The sequence below is a fragment of the Phycicoccus jejuensis genome (assembly GCF_000720925.1).
In the GTDB taxonomy this organism is placed as follows: domain Bacteria; phylum Actinomycetota; class Actinomycetes; order Actinomycetales; family Dermatophilaceae; genus Phycicoccus; species Phycicoccus jejuensis.
Window position 1 is genome coordinate 433,138 of record NZ_JOEE01000004.1, and the last position, 19,253, is coordinate 452,390.

14 protein-coding genes and 1 riboswitch are annotated in these 19,253 nt (G+C 75.6%); of the genes, 11 read left to right on the forward strand and 3 right to left on the reverse strand.

Annotated features, from left to right (window positions below; genetic code table 11):
- The first annotated feature begins 7 nt into the window (after positions 1-7).
- The 5 genes from IG69_RS0110575 to IG69_RS0110595 all read left to right on the forward strand — a co-directional run bounded on the left by IG69_RS0110575 (position 8) and on the right by IG69_RS0110595 (position 7,788).
- Positions 8-1,375 (forward strand): bifunctional o-acetylhomoserine/o-acetylserine sulfhydrylase, encoded by a 1,368-nt coding sequence (locus tag IG69_RS0110575; protein ID WP_051750423.1) that lies wholly within the window; start codon positions 8-10, stop codon positions 1,373-1,375.
- A 71-nt stretch (positions 1,376-1,446) separates the two neighbouring features.
- Positions 1,447-1,737 carry a hypothetical protein gene (locus IG69_RS0110580; protein WP_030528134.1) on the forward strand — a complete coding sequence of 97 codons (291 nt, stop codon included), beginning with the start codon at positions 1,447-1,449 and terminating at the stop codon, positions 1,735-1,737.
- Positions 1,737-2,909: a hypothetical protein gene (locus IG69_RS0110585; protein ID WP_157577496.1), complete on the forward strand. Its 1,173-nt coding sequence runs from the start codon at positions 1,737-1,739 to the stop codon at positions 2,907-2,909. The genes IG69_RS0110580 and IG69_RS0110585 overlap by 1 nt, the downstream gene beginning before the upstream one ends.
- Before the next feature lie 21 nt (positions 2,910-2,930).
- Complete coding sequence (hrpA, locus tag IG69_RS0110590; protein WP_030528136.1) at positions 2,931-6,776, forward strand: ATP-dependent RNA helicase HrpA; 3,846 nt, start codon at positions 2,931-2,933, stop codon at positions 6,774-6,776.
- An 85-nt stretch (positions 6,777-6,861) separates the two neighbouring features.
- Entirely contained in the window at positions 6,862-7,788 is a 927-nt protein-coding gene (locus tag IG69_RS0110595; RefSeq protein ID WP_157577520.1) for a proteasome assembly chaperone family protein, read from the forward strand.
- Positions 7,789-7,806: 18 nt separating this feature from the next.
- On the opposite strand, the gene IG69_RS0110600 is transcribed toward IG69_RS0110595, so the two are convergent.
- On the reverse strand, positions 7,807-9,498 hold the full coding sequence (locus IG69_RS0110600; protein ID WP_084696722.1) for a DNA polymerase: 1,692 nt from the start codon (positions 9,496-9,498) through the stop codon (positions 7,807-7,809).
- 139 nt (positions 9,499-9,637) lie between these two features.
- Here IG69_RS0110600 and IG69_RS0110605 point away from each other — a divergent pair, with 139 nt between their 5' ends.
- The 6 genes from IG69_RS0110605 to IG69_RS0110630 all read left to right on the forward strand — a co-directional run bounded on the left by IG69_RS0110605 (position 9,638) and on the right by IG69_RS0110630 (position 15,587).
- Complete coding sequence (locus tag IG69_RS0110605) at positions 9,638-10,375, forward strand: EcsC family protein (RefSeq protein ID WP_242525598.1); 738 nt, start codon at positions 9,638-9,640, stop codon at positions 10,373-10,375.
- Positions 10,376-10,398: 23 nt separating this feature from the next.
- Positions 10,399-10,770, forward strand: a complete 372-nt coding sequence (locus IG69_RS0110610) for a YkvA family protein (protein WP_030528140.1) — start codon at positions 10,399-10,401, stop codon at positions 10,768-10,770.
- Between the two features lie 130 nt (positions 10,771-10,900).
- Positions 10,901-12,025 carry a DUF4192 domain-containing protein gene (locus IG69_RS0110615; protein WP_030528141.1) on the forward strand — a complete coding sequence of 375 codons (1,125 nt, stop codon included), beginning with the start codon at positions 10,901-10,903 and terminating at the stop codon, positions 12,023-12,025.
- Positions 12,026-12,110: 85 nt separating this feature from the next.
- A riboswitch (SAM riboswitch) is annotated at positions 12,111-12,222 on the forward strand.
- 16 nt (positions 12,223-12,238) lie between these two features.
- Entirely contained in the window at positions 12,239-13,396 is a 1,158-nt protein-coding gene (gene metX, locus IG69_RS0110620) for a homoserine O-acetyltransferase MetX (RefSeq protein WP_051750424.1), read from the forward strand.
- 29 nt (positions 13,397-13,425) lie between these two features.
- Complete coding sequence (locus tag IG69_RS0110625; RefSeq protein WP_030528143.1) at positions 13,426-13,815, forward strand: universal stress protein; 390 nt, start codon at positions 13,426-13,428, stop codon at positions 13,813-13,815.
- Between the two features lie 245 nt (positions 13,816-14,060).
- Complete coding sequence (locus tag IG69_RS0110630; protein WP_030528144.1) at positions 14,061-15,587, forward strand: RNA polymerase sigma factor; 1,527 nt, start codon at positions 14,061-14,063, stop codon at positions 15,585-15,587.
- An 80-nt stretch (positions 15,588-15,667) separates the two neighbouring features.
- On the opposite strand, the gene IG69_RS0110635 is transcribed toward IG69_RS0110630, so the two are convergent.
- Both IG69_RS0110635 and IG69_RS0110640 read right to left on the reverse strand, forming a co-directional pair.
- The gene (locus IG69_RS0110635) at positions 15,668-17,992 is read right to left on the reverse strand and encodes a transglutaminase TgpA family protein (RefSeq protein WP_157577498.1); all 2,325 of its coding nucleotides are present in this window, start codon (positions 17,990-17,992) and stop codon (positions 15,668-15,670) included.
- Positions 17,989-19,251, reverse strand: coding sequence for a DUF58 domain-containing protein (locus tag IG69_RS0110640; RefSeq protein WP_051750425.1), 1,263 nt, complete (start codon positions 19,249-19,251; stop codon positions 17,989-17,991). The genes IG69_RS0110635 and IG69_RS0110640 overlap by 4 nt, the downstream gene beginning before the upstream one ends.
- Positions 19,252-19,253 lie beyond the last annotated feature (2 nt).

A 19,253-nucleotide genomic window follows, 5' to 3' on the forward strand; every position in this document is an offset into this window, starting at 1 on the left:
CGAACCGATGACCGACCCGTCCCAGTGGGGTTTCGAGACCCGCCAGGTGCACGCCGGCCAGCAGCCCGACAGCGCCACCGGCGCCCGGGCCCTGCCGATCTACCAGACGACGTCGTACGTCTTCAACGACACCGCGCACGCCGAGAACCTCTTCGCGCTGCGCGAGTTCGGCAACATCTACACGCGCATCATGAACCCGACGCAGGACGCCGTCGAGCAGCGCATCGCGGCGCTCGAGGGCGGGGTCGGGGCGCTGCTCGTGGCGTCCGGGCAGGCCGCGACGACGCTCGGCCTGCTCAACATCGCCGAGGCCGGTGACCACATCGTCTCCAGCGCGGCGCTCTACGGCGGCACGGTCAACCTGCTGAAGTTCACCTTCCGCAAGCTCGGCATCGACGTCACCTTCGTCGAGGACCACACCGACCCGCAGGCCTGGCGCGACGCGGTGCGCCCCAACACCAAGGCGTTCTTCGGCGAGACCATCGCCAACCCCAAGGCCGAGGTCCTCGACATCGAGGCCGTCGCCGCGGTCGCCCACGAGGTCGGCGTGCCGCTGGTCGTCGACAACACCATCGCGACGCCGTACGTCATCCGGCCGCTGGAGTGGGGCGCCGACGTCGTCATCCACTCGGCGACCAAGTACCTCGGCGGGCACGGCACGTCCATCGCCGGCGTCATCGTCGACGGCGGCACCTTCGACTACACGACGGACCCGGAGCGCTTCCCCAACTACAACACCCCGGACGAGAGCTACCACGGGCTGCGCTTCGGCCCGGACCTCGGCGTCGGCAGCCCCTTCGGCGCGAACCTCTCGTACATCCTCAAGGCGCGAGTGCAGCTGCTGCGCGACCTCGGCGCCGCGGTCTCGCCGTTCAACGCTTTCCTCATCGGGCAGGGCATCGAGACCCTCAGCCTGCGCCTGGAGCGCCACCTCGAGAACGCCCGCCGGGTCGCCGAGCACCTGGAGCAGCACCCCCAGGTCGAGTCGGTGCGGTGGGCCTCGCTCGACAGCAGCCCGGGGAAGGCGCTCGCGGACAAGTACGCGCCGCTGGGCGCCGGGGCGGTGCTCGCGTTCGAGATCCGCGGTGGCATCGAGGCCGGGCGCCGCTTCGTCGAGGGCCTGTCGCTGCACAGCCACGTCGCGAACATGGGCGACGTGCGCTCGCTCGCCATCCACCCGGCGTCGACGACGCACAGCCAGGGCGGGGACGAGGACCGGCTGGCCGCCGGTGTCACGCCCGGTCTCGTGCGCCTCGCGGTGGGCATTGAGTCGGTCGCCGACATCCTCGCCGACCTCGACGCCGGCTTCGCCGCGGCGGCCGGTGACGGCTCCGGGGACGCGGCGCCCGAGCTCGTCGGGGCCACGCAGGGCTGAGCGACCCTCCGCCCGCCGGGGCCTGTGGAAAACCCGGCGGGCGGGACGCCGCCCCCGCCTAGCGTCGGGGCATGACGACGTACCGGGTGGATGCACCGAGCGTGCTGGAGGTGGGGGAGCGCCTGCTCGACCTCGCCGAGTCGCTCACGCTCATGGGGGACCCCGCGGCGGACCGATGGGCGTTCGGGCCCGGCTGCAGCGGCGCCGCGCTCGAGGATCTGCTCGGCGGGTGGCGGCACGCGCGGCTGCGGATGGCGGACGCGCTGACCGTCCTCGGCGAGGCGGCCGGGACGGCGGGGGGCGCCTACCTCGACCTCGAGGCGGGGGTCTCGCGCGGCCTGCGGGGTGGCCCGACGTGGTGATGTCGCTGGGTCCGGTCGAGGGGTCGGCGGAGGGGGTGCGGGCGGTCGCCTCGACGTGCGACGCGACCGGTCGGCGGCTCGCCGACACGGCGGCCGACCTCGCCCGGCTGCGCGACGGAGCGGTCTGGGACGGGCCCGCCGGCGAGGCCTTCGGCGCCCGGATCGAGACGGCGCCGGCCGTGCTCGAGCGCGCGGCCCACCGCTACCTCGGGGCGGTGGCCCCGCTGCGCGCCTACGCGACGGTGCTCGAGGAGGAGCAGGCGGTGGTGCAGCACGCGGTCACGGCGCACGGTGACGCGTGGGACGCCTACCGGCTGCTCGAGCAGCGCGCCGTCGCCCTCGTCGAGGCGGGTGCCACGGAGGCCGACCCGGTGCTGCTCGCGGTCCGGCAGGCGCAGCAGGACGTGATGGCCACCGTCCTGCGCGCCGAGGCCGCGCACGCAGCGGCCCTCGACCGGCTGCGCGCCGCCGACGCCCGCTGCGCCGCCGTGCTCGGTGCGCTCGCCGACGACGACATCGGCGACTCGGTCCTCTACCGCGGCCTGCGGCGAGCGAGCTCGGCCGGCCACGGGGTCGGGATGCTCGCCGCGCTGCCGACGCGGTTCGCGCCGCCGCTGGCGGCCGCCGGGGTGGTCGGCGAGGGCGTCGGGACGCTCGCCGACGGGGTGCTGCTCGTCGGGTACGACGAGGGGAGCGCGCGGGACGTGGGGGTCGCGGCCGGCGCGTGGGTCCTCGGCGTCGCCGGGCAGTCGTTCACCACGGCGGCGAAGGTCGGGACGGTCGTGGGCCCGGACGGCGTGGCCGTGGCCAGGACGCTGGGCACCCAGGAGCGCATCCTCATGGGGGCGGGCCAGACGGCGCGGACCCGGCTGCAGGACGCCCGGGTCCGGCTCATGCTGGCGCCTCCCACCGTCGCCCACGCGGCACCGTCCGCGCCGGTGGTCGTCGGGGGAGCCGCGGCGCGGCTGCGGGCCGCCGGTGTCCGGGTGGTCCGGGCGAAGGTGGCCGCCGCGGGACGCGAGCTGCGGCTCGTGCGGGCGGGCGGGGCCCGGACGGTCGGGCTCTACACCGCCGGGGTGAGCCTGCACGCGACCCTGAAGGCCCTGCCGCACGTCGTCCCGCAGGAGCGCGCACCCCAGCGGCAGGGGACGTCCGGTCGGAGCCCGCGGTGAGGGCGACCTATCCTGTCGGGCATGCCTGCCCGCACCGAGACCGCGCTCGAGGCGGTCGCCGCGGCGGAGCTGCACTACCCCGAGCACCTGCCCGTCGTCGCCGCGCGCGAGGAGATCCTCGCGGCCCTGCGTGACCACCAGGTCGTCGTCATCGCCGGCGAGACCGGGTCGGGCAAGACGACCCAGCTCCCGAAGATGTGCCTCGAGCTCGGCCGCGGGGCGGGGGGCCGCCAGGTCGGGCACACCCAGCCGCGGCGGATCGCGGCGCGGTCGGTCGCGGAGCGCATCGCCGAGGAGATGGAGGTCGAACTCGGCGGCACCGTCGGCTACCAGGTGCGCTTCGGCGACCACAGCAGCGACGCGACGCGGGTCAAGGTGATGACCGACGGCATCCTGCTCAGTGAGATGCAGCGCGACCGCGACCTGCGCCGGTACGACACGATCATCATCGACGAGGCGCACGAGCGCAGCCTCAACATCGACTTCATCCTCGGCTACCTCAAGCAGCTGCTGCCGCGGCGCCCCGACCTCAAGGTCGTCGTCACCTCGGCGACGATCGACCCCGAGCGCTTCGCCCGGCACTTCGGCACCGACGAGCGCGGCGAGGTCGTCCGCGAGGTGCCGGTGCTCGAGGTGTCCGGGCGCACCTACCCCGTCGAGGTCCGCTACCGCCCGCTCGTCGAGACGACCCCGGACGGCACGCACGTCGTCGAGGAGCGCGACCAGGTGACCGGGGTCGTGCAGGCAGTCGAGGAGCTGTGGACGGAGGCGCCGCCCGCCCCGGACGCGACCGACATCCTCGTGTTCTTCTCGGGGGAGCGCGAGATCCGCGACGCCGCCGACGCGTTGAACGCCCTGAAGCTGCCGGGCACCGAGGTGCTGCCCCTGTTCGCCCGGCTGTCGTCGGCCGAGCAGCACCGGGTCTTCCGCCGCGGCGGAGGGCGCCGGATCGTCCTCGCCACCAACGTCGCCGAGACCTCGCTCACGGTGCCCGGCATCGGCTACGTCGTCGACACCGGCACCGCCCGCATCTCCCGCTACAGCCAGCGCACCAAGGTGCAGCGGCTGCCGATCGAGCCGGTCAGCCGGGCCAGCGCCGCCCAGCGGGCGGGCCGCTGCGGCCGCGTCGCGCCCGGCGTCTGCATCCGTCTGTACTCCGAGGAGGACTTCGAGGCGCGCGACGAGTTCACCGAGCCCGAGATCCAGCGCACCTCGCTCGCGGCCGTCATCCTCCAGATGACCTCGCTCGGCCTCGGCGACGTCGCGCGCTTCCCGTTCGTCGACCCGCCGGACGCCCGCCAGGTCGCCGACGGCGTGCGCCTGCTCGAGGAGCTCGGGGCGTTCTCCACCGACGAGCGCGGCCCCGGTCGGCACCGCGGGCGCGCCCGCCGGCTCACGGCCACCGGCCGCACCCTCGCCCGGATGCCCCTCGACCCACGCCTGGCCCGGATGGTCGTCGAGGCCGGCCGGCTCGGCTGCACCCGCGAGGTGCTCGTGCTCGTCGCCGCCCTGTCGATCCAGGACCCGCGCGAGCGGCCGGTCGACAAGGAGGCGCAGGCCGACCAGCAGCACGCGCGCTTCAAGGACGAGCGCTCCGACTTCGCCACGCTGCTCAACCTCTGGACCTACCTCAAGACGCAGCAGAAGGAGCTCTCGCACAGCGCGTTCCGGCGGATGTGCAAGAACGAGTACCTGCACTACCTGCGCATCCGCGAGTGGCAGGACCTGCACGCCCAGCTCCGGCGCGCGACCCGGCAGACCCGCATCGACCCCGAGCTCGCGACCGCCGCCAAGGGCGAGAACCCCGACTGGGACACCGTGCACAGGGCGCTGCTCGCCGGCCTGCTCTCGCACGTGGGGGTACGCGACGAGGTCAAGCGCGAGTACCTCGGCGCCCGCGGAGCCCGGTTCGGCATCAGCCCCGGCTCGACCCTCTTCCGCCGCAAGCCCGAGTACGTCATGGCCGCCGAGCTCGTCGAGACCTCGCGGCTGTGGGCGCGGACCGTCGCCACCATCGACCCCGAGTGGGCCGAGGAGGCCGGCAGGCACGTCGTCACGCGCACGGTCAGCGAGCCGCGCTGGAGCCGCAAGGCCGGCGCCGCCGTCGCGACCGAGCGCGTGACGCTGTTCGGGGTGCCGCTCGTCACCGACCGCACCGTCCAGTACGCCCGGATCGACCCCGAGGCCGCACGCGAGATCTTCGTGCGGTCGGCGTTCGTCGAGGGCGACTGGGAGCCGGTGCACGACTTCTGGAAGCGCAACCAACGCACCCTCGCCCGGGTCGCCGAGCTCGAGGAGCGGGCGCGCCGCCGCGACATCGTCGTCGACGACGAGATCGTCTTCGCGTTCTACGACAGCCGGATCCCGCCGGACGTCGTCACCGAGCGGCACTTCGACCGCTGGTGGCGCGGCGAGCGTCGCCGCCGCCCCGACCTGCTCGACCTCACCGAGGACGTGCTCACCTCCGACGCGGGGGAGTCGGTGTCGGCGAGCGACTACCCGCGCACCTGGCGCCAGGGCGACCTCGCGCTCGACGTCACCTACCAGTTCGCGCCCGGGCAGGCCGCCGACGGCGTGACCGTGCACGTCCCGGTCGCCGTCCTCAACCGGGTCACGGCCGACGGGTTCGACTGGCAGGTGCCCGGGCTGCGCGACGAGCTGGCGGTCGCGCTCGTCCGCTCGCTGCCGAAGGCGACCCGCGTGCACTTCGTCCCGGCGCCCGACCACGCCGCCGCGGCGCTGCGCGAGATGGACCCCGCGCGCGGCTCGATGGTCGAGGAGCTGGCGCGGGTCCTGTTCGAGCGCACCCGGGTCCGCGTCGAGGCGGCCGAGTTCGACCTCGCCCGCGTGCCCGACCACCTGCGCGTCACCTTCTCGGTCGAGCGCCCGGGCGGCCGCGTCGTCGCCGCGGGCAAGGACCTCGACGCGCTGCGCGAGCAGGCCGGGGGAGCGGTGCGCGAGGGGATGGCCCGCGCCGGCGCCTCGATCGAGCGCACCGGCCTCACGACGTGGGACGTCGGCACCATCCCCGAGACCTTCGAGGGGCGCGCCGGGCGGCTGACCGTCGTCGGCTTTCCCGCGCTCGTCGACGAAGAGGCCTCCGTCGGGCTGCGCGTCCTCCCCGACGCCGGCTCCGCCGCGGCGGCTCACCGCGCGGGCGTCCGGCGCCTGCTGCTGCTCAACACGACGGCCCCGTGGAAGCGGGTGCTCGGCCGGCTCGGCAACGCCCAGAAGCTCGCGCTCGCCGACAACCCGCACGGGTCGGTGCCCGCGCTGCTCCAGGACTGCCTCGACGCCGCCGTCGACGACCTCGTCGCCGAGCACGTCCGCGGACCGGTCCGCTCCCCGGAGGCGTTCGAGGCGGCGCTCGCGGCCGTCCGGACCCACGCGGCCACGCGCGTCCTGGCCGTCGTCGAGGCGGTCGAGCCGGTGCTCGTCCTCGCCGCGCAGGTGCGGCGCACCCTCGACGCGCTCGCCGCGGGCGGTGCGTCCACCGCCACCCGGGCGGCCCGCGCCGACGTCCGCGCCCAGCTCGACGGCCTGGTCCGCCCGGGGTTCGTCGCCGCGACCGGGGTCGCCCGCCTGCCCGACCTCCAGCGCTACCTCCGCGCCGCCCAGCACCGCCTCGAGCGCGCCGCCGGCAACCCGCGCGAGCCCGTGCTCCAGAAGCAGGTCGACGCGGTCGAGTCCGCCTACGCCGACCTCCTCGAGTCGCTGCCCGCCGCCCGCCGCGCCGCTCCCGAGGTCACCGACATCGGGTGGATGGTCGAGGAGCTGCGGGTCAGCCTCTTCGCGCAGAGCCTCGGCACGAAGGGCTCGGTCTCCGAGAAGCGCGTGCGCCGGGCCATCGCCGCCGTCACGGAGTGACCCGGCCGGCGCCGGCGGGGGAATCCGTCGCCCCGGCCGGACGTTCCACCCTCACGACGCACCACCGTGAAAGGCTTCTCCCGTGATGGACCCGTCCGCCCTGTACCGCCTCGAGACCGCTGTCGACGCCCCCCGCCCGGGCGTCCTCCTCGTGCTGCTCGGCGGCTTCGTCGACGCCGGGCAGGTCCAGGCGACCCTCGGCTCGCACCTCCTCGAGACCGGCGACCCCGAGATCGTCGCCTCCTTCGACGTCGACCAGCTCCTCGACTACCGCGGCCGCCGTCCGATGATGGTCTTCGACACCAGCCGCTGGACGGAGTACGACGACCCGGCGATGCTCCTGCACCGGCTCACCGACCGCGACGGGCAGACCTACTACGTGCTGACCGGGCCCGAGCCCGACTACCAGTGGGAGCGCACCGTCGAGGCCATCCGCGAGCTCATCGCGATGCTCGGGGTCTCTCTCGTCGTCACGACGCACGGCATCCCCATGGGTGTGCCGCACACCCGCCCGGTCGGGATGACGGCGCACGCCACCGACGACGCGCTGATCGGCGAGGCCCGCTCGCCCTTCGGGCGGGTCCAGGTGCCGGCGTCCATCGGCGCCCTCCTCGAGCTGCGCCTCGGCGAGGCCGGCCAGGACGCGCTCGGGTTCGCGGTGCACGTGCCGCACTACCTCGCGACCGCCGAGTGGGCCGAGGGCGCGCTCGCCGCGCTCAACGCCATCACCGACGCGACCGGCCTCAACCTCCCGAACGACGAGCTCGTCGAGCGAGCCCGGGTCAACCAGCAGGCCATCGCCGCCGAGGTCGCCAACAGCGACGAGGCGCGCCAGGTCATCACCGCCCTCGAGCAGCAGTACGACGCCTTCGTCGAGGGCCAGGAGCGCCCCAGCCTGCTCGCGACCGAGACCTCGCAGATCCCGTCCGCCGACGAGCTCGGCGCCGAGTTCGAGGACTTCCTGCGCTCGGTGTCGGACGACGAGGACGACCCGCAGGGCCCCACGGCCTGACCCGTCCGGCCGGCGGCCTCAGTGCTTGGCCTCCGACCAGCGCCGCACCACGGAGGTGTCGGCGACGAAGCGCACCGGCGCCCCGCCCGACCACCGGCGCGCGGCGTCGGTCAGCGCGTCGTCGACCCGACGGGAGGCCTCCCCGGCCGCCGCCTCGGGCACGTGGAGCAGCAGCTCGTCGTGGAGGCACAGGACCACGCTCGCCCCGAGGTCGCGCACGGAGGCGCGGACCGTGGCCGCCCACGCCTTGAAGAGCTCGGCGGCCGAGCCCTGGATGACGGCGTTGCGCGCGAAGCGACCCCGCGCCGCGTCGACCTGCGGGTCCGCGCCCGGCGGCCGGCCGGCGACGAACCGGGCCGTCGGCACCAGCCGCCCGCCGTACGTGCGCAGTGGGGCGGCCCGGCGCCCGGCGTCGTAGGCGCGGTCGAGCATCCCCATGGCCACCGGGTAGGCGGCCTCGAGGCCCTTGAGCGCCTCGCCGGCCGCGCCGCTCCGCTGCCCGTACATCGCCGCGAGCACCGCGATCTTCGCGACGGCCCGCTCGGAGCCCAGCCGCTGGGCGACCGGGGCGTAGAGGTCGTCCGCCCGGGTGGCCGCCGCGAACGCGGTGTCGCCGCTGACGACCGCGAGCACCCGCGGCTCGACCTGCCCGAGGTCGGCGCGGACGAGGACGTGGCCCGGGTGGGCGGCGACCCCCGGGCGCAGCGCGGCCGGGAGGTTGTGCAGGCCGTTCTCGGCCGTCATCCGGCCGGCCGCGCCGTCGCAGGCGGTCCACCGGCCGCGCAGCCGGTCGTCGGGCCCGACGTGCGTGTCGAGCCAGCAGTAGCCGTACGTGGTGGTGATGCGCTCGTCCCGCCGCCACGCGAGCAGCGCCTCGACGACCGGATGGACCTCGCGGTAGGCCTCGAGGACCCACTTGCGGGTGCTCGGCACGTCGACGCCGACGCCCGCGAGCATCTCCTTGACGGCCACCGGGTTGCGCAGGTCGGTGCCCTCGCGGCCCGGCACGTGGCGCAGGACGGTGGCGTCGCGGGCCCGGCGCGCCGCGACGCCGTCCGCGTCGCCGACGGTGCGCGGCCCGGCCGCGCCGGCGACGAGGCCCTCCGTCGTCGCGCGGTCGAGCGGGAGGCCGTCGCGCTCGAGCTCGAGGCAGAGCAGGGCCGCGGCGGACTCGGAGGCCGTCGTCGCGGCCAGCCGGGCCGAGACCGAGGCCATCTGGTCCAGCTGGAGGCGTGCCGTGTCGAGCGCGGCGTGCGCCCAGGCGGCGAGGTGGCCGGGCTCCTCGAGCCAGCGCTCGTGGTCGGCGCGCAGGTGGCCCGCGGTGTCGACGAGCACGTCGTCCGCCGGGAGGTCGGCGGCGCCGACGAGGTCGAAGAGGTCGCCCCCGGGCGGCGCGGGGACGGAAGCGGCGGACAGCCCGTGGGCGGCGGCCCAGACGAGCGCGGGGGAGGCGTCCCACCCGCCGTGGAGTAGCCGGTGGGCCTCGGCGAGGTCCCAGGCGCGGGCCAGGTGCACGCGGGCCGCGACGACGCCGGTGGCGGCCTCCCGGGCCGACCACCACACCCACCGGGGGTGGTGCTCCGCCTCGAGCCGGCCGACGACCTCGGGGGCCTGCGCAGCCGGGACCGTGACGACGCGGTCGCGATGGAGCACGGCGACCGCGCGACCGCCCGTGCCCGCCACGAGCACCGCCACCTCGCCCGTCAGCATGGCGCCGAGCGTACGGGCCGACACCGTCACCGATGACGGGGACCGGGACGCCGCTGGTCAGCGGCCTGCGTGGCAGGATGACGACAGCCGGACACGCGCGGACCCGACGGTCCGCCCCGGGGCACCAGGAGGACCACGCGTGGGACTGCTCGACCGAGGCCGCACCACCAAGGACGCCGTGAGCGACACCCGCTCCGCGCTCGAGCGCGCCAACGACCCGAAGGCCGACGACGGTGTCGTCGGGCGCCAGGCGGTCCGCGTCGTCGACCAGATCCTCGACGTCGGCATCGACGGCCGCGGCCCCTTCGACTCCGCGGCGAAGACCGCCGACGCCGCGCTGCGCTCGGCCGGCGGCGACGTCGAGAAGGCGGTCGACGGCATCGTTCGGTCGCACCTGAGGCTGGCCGGCGCCGAGGGCTTCGTCACCGGCCTCGGCGGCTTCGTCACGCTGCCGATCGCCCTGCCCGCCAACGTCGTCGCGTACTACGCCCTCGCCACGCGGATGACCGCGGCCATCGCCCGCGTGCGTGGCCACGACATCGCGCAGCCGCAGGTGCGGGCCGCGGTGCTGCTGACCCTCGCGGGCGCCGACGCCGACGACCTCCTCGCCAAGGCCGGGGTCGCCGCCCCCGTCGGCGGCTTCGCCAACCTCGCCGCCCAGCGCCTGCCCGGCCCGGCCGCGATGGTCGTCAAGAAGGGCGTGTTCTTCAAGCTCGTCGCGAGCTCGGGCAAGGGCGTGCTCTCGCGCTTCGGGCGTGGCGTCCCCGTCGTCGGCGGCGTCGTCGGCGCGGGGGTCGACGTCGTCCTGCTCCGCCGCCTCGCCAGCGACGCCAAGCGCGAGTTCCCGGCGGTCGCCGGGCGCATCGGCCCGGCCTGACCCCGCGACCCCAGGAGGAACCCATGGCCAAGGCCCGCACCCTCGCCTACGTCGGCGCCCTCGGGCGCGCCATCCGCCTCGCGACGAAGGACGGCGGCCCCTCGCTCGGGGAGCGTGCCTCCGCCGTCCCGCGGATGGTGACCGCGATCCGCTCCGGCGAGTACACCGGCACCTCGATGGGCAAGCTCGGCCTCGTCGCGGCCGGCGCCGCGTACGTCGTCTCGCCCGTCGACCTGCTGCCCGAGGCGGTCCTCGGCGTGCTCGGCCTCGCCGACGACGCGATGGTGCTCGGCTGGGTCGCGACGACGCTCGTCGAGGAGACCGAGAAGTTCCTCGAGTGGGAGCGCGAGACCGGTCGCGGCCCGCAGACGGTGCCGGGGGACGTCGTCCGCTGACGCGGTGACCGGCACGGTCCCCTGAGCGGCACGGGGCCGGCCGTCCACAGGCGGGGCCGTGGAGGTCCGTCGTCCACAGATCGCCGGCGGCCCCTGTCGCACCGGCCTCCCGCGGCGGCAGCGTGGTCGCATGAGCGACACCACGACCGTCCACGGGCCCGACGAGCTGCTCGCCGTCCTGCCCTACCAGCTCGGCTACCACCCGACGCGCAGCGTCGTGGCGGTCGCCCTCGACCACCGGCGCCGGGTCCACTTCGTCGCCCGGGTCGACCTCCCACCCGAGGACCACGTCGGGGACACGGTCGAGGCCGTCCTCGGGCCGCTGCGGCGGGAGCTCGCGGGGCCGGTCCTCCTCGTCGGCTACGAGGACGAGGAGCACGCCTGCGACCCCCTGCTGCTCGCGCTCCTCGAGGCCCTCGAGTCGCACGGCGCCGAGGTGGCCGACGTCGCGGTCGTGCGCGGGGGACGGCGGTACTCGCCGGTCTGCGAGCGGGCCTGCTGCCCCCGCGAGGGCGTGGTGCTGCCGGCCCCGCACGCGGTGCCGGCGGTGGCCGAGCTGGTCGCCCGCGGCCTCGCGCCCCTGCCCGACCGTGCGGCGGTCGACGGCCTCGTCGCCCCGGACGCGGAGCGCGCGTCGGCGGTCGGGGCCTGGCTCCCGCTCCCGGCGCTCGACCGCCGGTCCCGCCGGGGCAGCGCCCGCGTGCGGCGCGAGGCGGTGCGGGCCTGGGCGCTCGTGCTCGCCCGGCCGGACGCGGTCGGCCGTCCCCGCCTCGAGCCCCCGCCGGAGGTCCTGGCGCGGGCGGTCGAGGGACTGCGCGACATCGGCCTGCGCGACGCGCTGATCGCCTGGGTCGCACCGGGGGTGGTGCCCCGTGGCCTGCTCGACGCGGTGGTGGTCGCCCTGCTCGAGCGGCACCTGCCGCGCTGGGCGGGGATGGGGTCGTGGGTCCACGTCCCGCGGGGGACCGAGGGCCGTCACGAGCTGCTCGAGCGCCTGCTGGCGCTCGCCCGTGCGGTCCCCGACGACCGGCCGGACGACGCGGCGGCGGTGTGCACGACGGCGGCGCAGCTCGCCTGGCAGCTCGGCGACGGCGCCGTGGCGCGCGCCGCCCTCGAGCGGGCCCTGCGGGTGGAGCCGGGCTACCGCCTCGCGCAGCTCCTCTCCGGGGTCGTCGAGCACGGGCTGCGCCCCGAGACCCTGACGCGGGCCGGTGGGGACGCGACGGTCGCCGGACGGCTCGGGCGGGCCGGGTGAGCGCGCACCGGGCCGGTGGAGGAGCGGTGTTCGGCTGTCGGACGAACACCGGTACCCGTCGGCGCCTCCCGGTACCATCGGGGCAGGTCATGAGTCCCAGTGCCAAACCCCGGTTTGCTGGGCGGCAACCCTCCTCGCGGTGGGGTGCCCCGGGTGATGACCCGGCCGCGGCACAGCCCCCGCGGCAAGCGCGAGTGCCGAGGAGTCCCATCGATGACTGCCACCCCGACCCGGTCGACGGGCGCCGTCTGGCGTCCCGGCGACCCCGTCGGCGACCGTCGCTTCGCGGCGGTCGGCGACCTGCCGCTCGAGCGAGGGGGCGTCCTGCCCGGGGTGACCCTCGCCTACGAGACGTGGGGGACCCTGTCGCCGGAGGGTGACAACGCCGTCCTCGTCGAGCACGCGCTGACGGGCGACAGCCACGTCGTCGGTCCGTCCGGGCCGGGGCAGCCCACCGAGGGCTGGTGGCCGGGGCTCGTCGGTCCCGGGGCGCCGCTCGACACCGACCGCTGGTTCGTCGTGGCGGCCAACGTCGTCGGCGGCTGCCAGGGGAGCACCGGCCCCTCCTCGACGGCACCGGACGGGCGAGCGTGGGGCGGCCGCTTCCCGTTCCTCACGATCCGTGACCAGGTCGCGGCGGAGGCGGCCCTGGCCGACCACCTCGGCATCGACGCCTGGGCCCTCGTGCTCGGCGGCTCGATGGGCGGGATGCGGGCACTGGAGTGGGCGACCTCGTTCCCCGCCCGGGTACGGCGTGCCCTGGTCCTCGCCTCGACCGCCGCGGCCACCGCCGACCAGGTGGCGTGGTGCCAGCCGCAGCTGCTCGCCATCCGCCACGACCCGGACTACCAGGACGGCGACTACTACGACACCGGACGCGCGCCGGTCACCGGGCTCGGCATCGCCCGGCGCATCGCGCACACGACCTACCGGCACGAGAGCGAGCTCGACGCGCGGTTCGGCCGTCGGCCGCGGGCCGGGGAGGACCCGCTCGGCGGCGGCGGGCGCTACGACGTCGAGAGCTACCTCGACCACCACGCGACCAAGCTGGCGCGCCGGTTCGACGCCAACAGCTACCTCGTGCTGTCGGAGGCGATGAACAGCCACGACGTCGGTCGTGGGCGCGGTGGCGTCGCGGCCGCCCTGCGCGCGTTCCCGGGCCTGCTCCACGTCGCCGGCGTCAGCACCGACCGCCTCTACCCGGTGCGCCTGTCGGAGGACATCGTGCGGGCCCGGCCGGGCACCCGGTCGAGCACGATCGAGTCCGACCAGGGTCACGACGGCTTCCTCACGGAGGTCGCGCAGGTCGGGGCGCTCATCCGCGCCGTGCTTGCGGCTGAACCCGACGCGCCCTGCGGTACGGTCGACTGACTGACCGCAGCAGCGCCGAGGAGGACATCGTGACGATCGTCGTTGGCTTCGTCCCGACGAAGGAGGGGCGGGCCGCTCTGGCTCGCGCGGTCGAGGAGGCGAAGGGGCGGGGGAGCCGACTCGTCGTCATCAACTCCCACCGAGGAGGCCTCGACGACGAGACCGCGCGCTCCGCGGAGGAGGAGCTGCGCCGGGCCACCGACGAGATCAAGGCCGCCGGCGCCGAGATGGAGGTGCGTCAGCTCGTGCGTGGCAACGAGCCCGCCGAGGACCTCATCGCGGTCGCGAACGAGACCGGCGCCGACCTCATCGTCATCGGCCTGCGGCGCCGCACGCCCGTCGGCAAGCTGATCCTCGGCTCCAACGCGCAGCGCATCCTGCTCGACGCGCCGTGCGCGGTGCTCGCCGTCAAGGGCTGATCCGGCCCGGTTCCGCTGTGCCGCAGCGCCCCGACGGGCGCTGTGGCAGCGCGTGGTGCCGGCGTGCGACCGGGTGGATGTGGGCGAAGCGGTCGAGCAAAGTTATAATGGTAGAGCGCACCGGGCCGGATGGGGTCGAACCGATCAGCCGGAGCGCCACTCCCCGGACCCTCACCACCGCAGCACCGGCTCCTTCGTGTCCCGGTCCAGCGGTTCTCCGCGACGAAAGGTAGTCGGTGTCGCCTGTGTCCTCGAAGCCCTCCGAACCGAGCACCCTCCCCCCCGAGTTCGCCCACGAGGCGCTCCAGAACCTCGTGCGTGCGGGGCGGACCAACGGGTCGGTGAGCGGGACGCAGGTCGCCGAGGCGATGCGCGCCGCCGATGTCACGCCGGCTCGTGGCCGCGTCGTCCTACGCGCCCTCGGTGACCAGGGCATCGAGGTCCGCCACGACGACACCGCCGGTGTCGCCGCGGCCGCGACCCGCACCGCGAAGAAGACCTCGACGGCGACGACGAAGAAGGCCGCCGCGAAGCCGGCCGCCAAGAAGGCCGCCGCCACCGACGGCGCGGCCAAGAAGACCGCCGCCGCGTCGACGACGAAGAAGGCCGCCTCGGCCGCCGCGTCGCCCGCGAAGAAGGCCGCCCCGGCGAAGAAGACGACGGCCAAGAAGGCCGCCGCCACCGAGGCCCCCGCGCAGGACGCGCCCGTCGACCTCGAGGACGAGCTGGCCACCGAGGACGAGGCGGCCGACGAGACCGGCGAGTCCACGACCGCCAAGCCCGAGGGCGAGACCGAGGACGCCGGCTTCGTCATGACCAACGACGACGACGACGCCCCGGCGCAGCAGGTCGTCACCGCCGGCGCGACCGCCGACCCGGTCAAGGACTACCTCAAGCAGATCGGCAAGGTCGCCCTCCTCAACGCCGAGCAGGAGGTCGAGCTCGCCAAGCGCATCGAGGCCGGCCTGTTCGCCGAGGAGCAGCTGAACTCCGGCGCCAAGATCGACATGAAGCTCAAGCGCGAGCTGTGGTGGATCGCCCAGGACGGCAAGAAGGCCAAGAACCACCTCCTCGAGGCCAACCTCCGTCTCGTCGTCAGCCTGGCCAAGCGCTACACCGGCCGCGGCATGCTCTTCCTCGACCTCATCCAGGAGGGCAACCTCGGCCTCATCCGTGCGGTCGAGAAGTTCGACTACACCAAGGGCTACAAGTTCTCGACCTACGCGACGTGGTGGATCCGCCAGGCGATCACCCGCGCGATGGCCGACCAGGCGCGCACCATCCGCATCCCGGTGCACATGGTCGAGGTCATCAACAAGCTCGCCCGCGTGCAGCGCCAGATGCTCCAGGACCTCGGGCGCGAGCCCACCCCGGAGGAGCTGGCCAAGGAGCTCGACATGACGCCCGAGAAGGTCGTCGAGGTCCAGAAGTACGGCCGCGAGCCGATCTCGCTGCACACCCCGCTCGGCGAGGACGGCGACAGCGAGTTCGGTGACCTCATCGAGGACTCCGAGGCGGTCGTCCCGGCCGACGCCGTGAGCTTCACCCTCCTCCAGGAGCAGCTGCACAGCGTCCTCGACACCCTCTCGGAGCGTGAGGCCGGTGTCGTCTCGATGCGCTTCGGCCTGACCGACGGCCAGCCGAAGACCCTCGACGAGATCGGCAAGGTCTACGGCGTGACGCGCGAGCGGATCCGCCAGATCGAGTCCAAGACGATGAGCAAGCTGCGCCACCCGAGCCGCAGCCAGGCGCTGCGCGACTACCTCGACTGAGGTCCGCCGCACCACGACGACGGGGCCGCCTCCCACCCGGGAGGCGGCCCCGTCGTCGTGCGCGCAGGGGTCGGGCCGGCTCAGCCGACCGGCGTGCGCTCGTCCTCGCGGTCGGGCGTGGCGGAGTCGTCGTCGCGACGGCGCCCCGGCAGCCGCAGGGCGTTCGCCCACTGGCGGCGCCCCTCGGCCGGGAGCAGCAGCGCCCGCAGCCGGTCACCGCGCCGGCGGCGGCCGAGGGCCGCGCGCCACACCGTGCGCGCGTCCTCGGTGACGTCGGGCAGGGGAGCGCCGGGCCGCGCGTAACGGGCCCGCTCCAGCGCGTCGACGACCCGGTCGAGGGCGGCGTCCTCCTCCGGGGTGAGGTAGGCGGCGCGCCCCAGCTGCTGGGAGGCCTGGCGCGGGGTCGCGCCGTCGGTCGGCACGAGGCCCACGTCACCGAGCCGCAGCAGCAGCGACTGCCACTCGGCCTCGACCCGCTCGGCGTCGTCGCGGGCCCGGGCGCGGGCCCGACGGCGCGCCCACCACGCGCCGGCCGGCAGCAGCGCCGCGGCCAGGAGCACCCCGAGGACGACGAGCAGGCTCGTCAGGTGGCGGCTCACGAGGTCGAGCGGCCCGGTCGCGGAGGTCGTCGAGCCCGTGTCCTGCGGGTCCTCGGCCGTGACGTCGCGCGAGGGGCCCGCCGAGGTGGACGGCGTGGAGGACGCGCCGGCCGAGGCCGACGGGGCGGCCGTGCTCGTCGCGTCGGTCCGGTCGCGGGTCCACGTCGGGGGCAGGCCGCTGCGCACACCGGGCGTCGGCTCGAAGCGCACCCACCCGAGCTCGGGGAACCACAGCTCGGGCCACGCGTGCGCGTCGTTGACGCGCACGACCCGCTCGCTGCCGTCGGGTGTGCCGGGGAGGAAGCCGACGGCCATCCGCGCCGGGATGCCGCTCTCGCGCGCCATCATGATCATCGCGCTGGAGAACTGCACGCAGTAGCCGCGCTTGGTCTGCAGGAAGCGCACGAGCGGCTCCTCGGCCGCCGCCCCCTGGGCGGTGTCCTCGGCGAGGTCCTCGGAGTAGGTGAAGTCCGGGCCGCGCAGGTAGTCCTGGATGCTCGTCGCGACCTCGAGCGGGGTGTCGCCGTCGCCGGTCACGCGGTCGAGCACCTCGCGCACGGCGGACTGCGCCCGCTGGTCGACGACGAGGTCCTCGGGGTTCGGGGCGGCCCCCTCGACCGTCGTGCCGAACTGCTCCGGCTCGGGCGCCAGCTTCGTGTACTCGACGGTGTACTCGCCGACCGGCTGGGTCAGCTCCACGACGCCGCCCGAGGTGACCTGCCACGTCCCGGCGGCGAACGGGGCCCCGACCGGGTTGGCCGGCAGGGCGACCTGCGGCGGCGCGACCGACGAGGAGAGCACCTCGATGCGCTCGGTCGTCCGCTTGACGTCCGGAGCGGCCCCCGACCCCGGCAGCTGGCCGTCCGGCGGGACGTAGGCCGGGTCGTCGGTGTCGACCCAGCGTCCCCGACGGTAGGTGTCGAGCAAGCCGACGCGCAGCGGCTCCGGCTCGTCGGCCGAGGTCCGGTAGGTGATGACGGGGTCGGTGGAGCGGTCGGCGAGGTCGCGGGCGATGTCGATGCTCGTCGAGAGCCGGACGGCGCCGCCGTTGCCACCCCCGTCCCCGCGGGCCAGGCCGTCCGCGATGAACGTCGTCGGCAGGTGCGGGACGAGGGCCGGCACGACGACGGCGGCGGCGAGGGCCAGCGCCCCGACGACGCGCCCGGTCGTGGCGAAGGAGGTCCCCGGGTCGGCGTCGCGGTGGCCCTCGGCCGCCAGCCCGCCCCACGCCCGCAGCGTCCGCACGCCCTGCCGCCCGACGAGGGCCAGCCAGAGGACGGCCGGGGGCAGCAGGTACCAGGCGGCGAGACCGGCATAGGTGTTCGTCGCGGCCGCGAGGAAGGCGGCGAGCAGCGGGATGCCGGCGAGCGCCGGGTTGCGGTACGTCACCGCGATCGCGTCGGTGACGAGCGCGGCGAGGCCGACGAGCAGGCTCACCGCGAGCACGACGCCGCGGTCGGACGGCGCCGGGGCGGAGTAGGCGGTGACCGTGCCGTACGCCTGGTCGAGGAGGATCCCGAGGGCCCGGCCGGTCTCGGGGGTGGGGACGAGCCCTCCCCACAGGTGCCCCTGGCCGTGCAGGAGCGCGACGGCCTCGGTGAGCACGAGGACCTGCCCGGCGACGACGAGCGGCCGGGCGACGGTGAGGGCGCGCAGGGCCGCGCCGGTCAGCGCGACGAGGAGCACGAGCACGAGGCTGGGCCGCAACCAGTCGCCGGTGGGCGCGAAGAGGTCGGTGAGCGGGAGGGTGACCGCGAGCGCGGTGAGGGCGACGAGGAGGGTCTCGAGCGGCTTGGCGCGGGTCATCGGGCCCCCGCCAGGGTGGTGGAGACGGCCCCGGACCACGCCTCGGCCGGCCCGGTGCCGGCGTCGGCGGCGGACGCGAGCCAGCCGGAGCCCTGGAGCGTGGCGACCGTCGCGGCCGCGCCGCCCTCGGAGGGCCGTTCCCCGCCGGCGGTGCGTCCGAAGCGGGTCGGGTCGACGACGAGGGCCACGCCGGTGGACCCGGGCTGGCGCAGCGCGGCGAGGGTGTGCGCGTCGTCGTCGGAGAGGGGTCCTCCGACGTAGACGACGAGCCCGCCCTGGCCGGTCAGGCCGCTCGCCGCGTGCAGCACCGCGCGGGTGCCGTCGTCGGTGCCCAGGCCCACCCGGGCGAGGGCGTCGAGCCCGCCGTCGACCGTGTCGTCGTGGCGCACCCCGGTGTCGTCGCCCGGGTCGGCGGTCAGGAGGTGGACGGCGTGGGCGCCGTCGACGAGGTGGACGAGGACGGACGCCGCGAGCGTCACCGCCCACTCGAGCGACCCCGAACGGCCCGAGCCGCCGTGCCCCGCCGCGCGCGAGTCGACGAGGACGACCGCGCGCCGCTTGGCCGGGCGGTCCTCCTGGCGGACCATGAGCTCGCCCGTGCGCGCCGTGGCCGGCCAGTGGATGCGTCGCAGGTCGTCGCCGTCGCGGTACTCGCGGATGGTCTGGTCGTCCTCGCCGTGCAGCGCGACCATGTGGGGGATCGACCCCTCGCTGCCGATGCCGCGGCCGAGCGAGCGCCCGGCCGTCAGCGGCAGCACGCGGGGGAGGACGACGACCTCGGCGTGCCCGCTGACGGCGGCGGTGCGCAGCGTGAGGCCGAAGGGGTCGCGGACCCGGACGCGCAGCGGACCGAGGTGGTGGACCCCGCGGGTGTGCGAGCGGACGCTGTACTGCACCTCCTGCGTCGTGCCACCGCGCATCGACGCGATGACGAAGCGGGGCCGGTCGCCGAGCGCGTAGTCGATGCCCTCCTCCGCCATGAGCACCGGCGTCGGCGAGGGCTCGAGGTTGCGGACCCGCAGCGTGACGACCGAGCGCTGGTCGATGGCGACGCGGCCCGGCTCGACCGACCGGGTGACCTCCAGGCGCAGGCCGTGCCGGCGCACGAGCACGAGCGAGCCGGCCGTCAGCGCGAGGAGCAGGACGCCGATGCGGGTGACGTCGTGCTGGCCGAGGAGCACGCCCGCCGCGACGAGCACGGTCCCGCACCCGAGGAAGGAGGCTCCTCGGGTGGTCAGGGTGCGGCGCAGGAGGTCCACGG

What these genes read in the sequence shown, in the direction of transcription:
- IG69_RS0110575 (WP_051750423.1), top strand. Translation starts at nt 8, where the DNA reads ATGACCGACCCGTCCCAGTGGGGTTTCGAGACCCGCCAGGTGCACGCC.
- IG69_RS0110580 (WP_030528134.1), top strand. Translation starts at nt 1,447, where the DNA reads ATGACGACGTACCGGGTGGATGCACCGAGCGTGCTGGAGGTGGGGGAG.
- IG69_RS0110585 (WP_157577496.1), top strand. Translation starts at nt 1,737, where the DNA reads ATGTCGCTGGGTCCGGTCGAGGGGTCGGCGGAGGGGGTGCGGGCGGTC.
- hrpA (WP_030528136.1), top strand. Translation starts at nt 2,931, where the DNA reads ATGCCTGCCCGCACCGAGACCGCGCTCGAGGCGGTCGCCGCGGCGGAG.
- IG69_RS0110595 (WP_157577520.1), top strand. Translation starts at nt 6,862, where the DNA reads ATGGACCCGTCCGCCCTGTACCGCCTCGAGACCGCTGTCGACGCCCCC.
- IG69_RS0110600 (WP_084696722.1), bottom strand. Translation starts at nt 9,498, where the DNA reads ATGCTGACGGGCGAGGTGGCGGTGCTCGTGGCGGGCACGGGCGGTCGC.
- IG69_RS0110610 (WP_030528140.1), top strand. Translation starts at nt 10,399, where the DNA reads ATGGCCAAGGCCCGCACCCTCGCCTACGTCGGCGCCCTCGGGCGCGCC.
- IG69_RS0110615 (WP_030528141.1), top strand. Translation starts at nt 10,901, where the DNA reads ATGAGCGACACCACGACCGTCCACGGGCCCGACGAGCTGCTCGCCGTC.
- metX (WP_051750424.1), top strand. Translation starts at nt 12,239, where the DNA reads ATGACTGCCACCCCGACCCGGTCGACGGGCGCCGTCTGGCGTCCCGGC.
- IG69_RS0110635 (WP_157577498.1), bottom strand. Translation starts at nt 17,992, where the DNA reads ATGACCCGCGCCAAGCCGCTCGAGACCCTCCTCGTCGCCCTCACCGCG.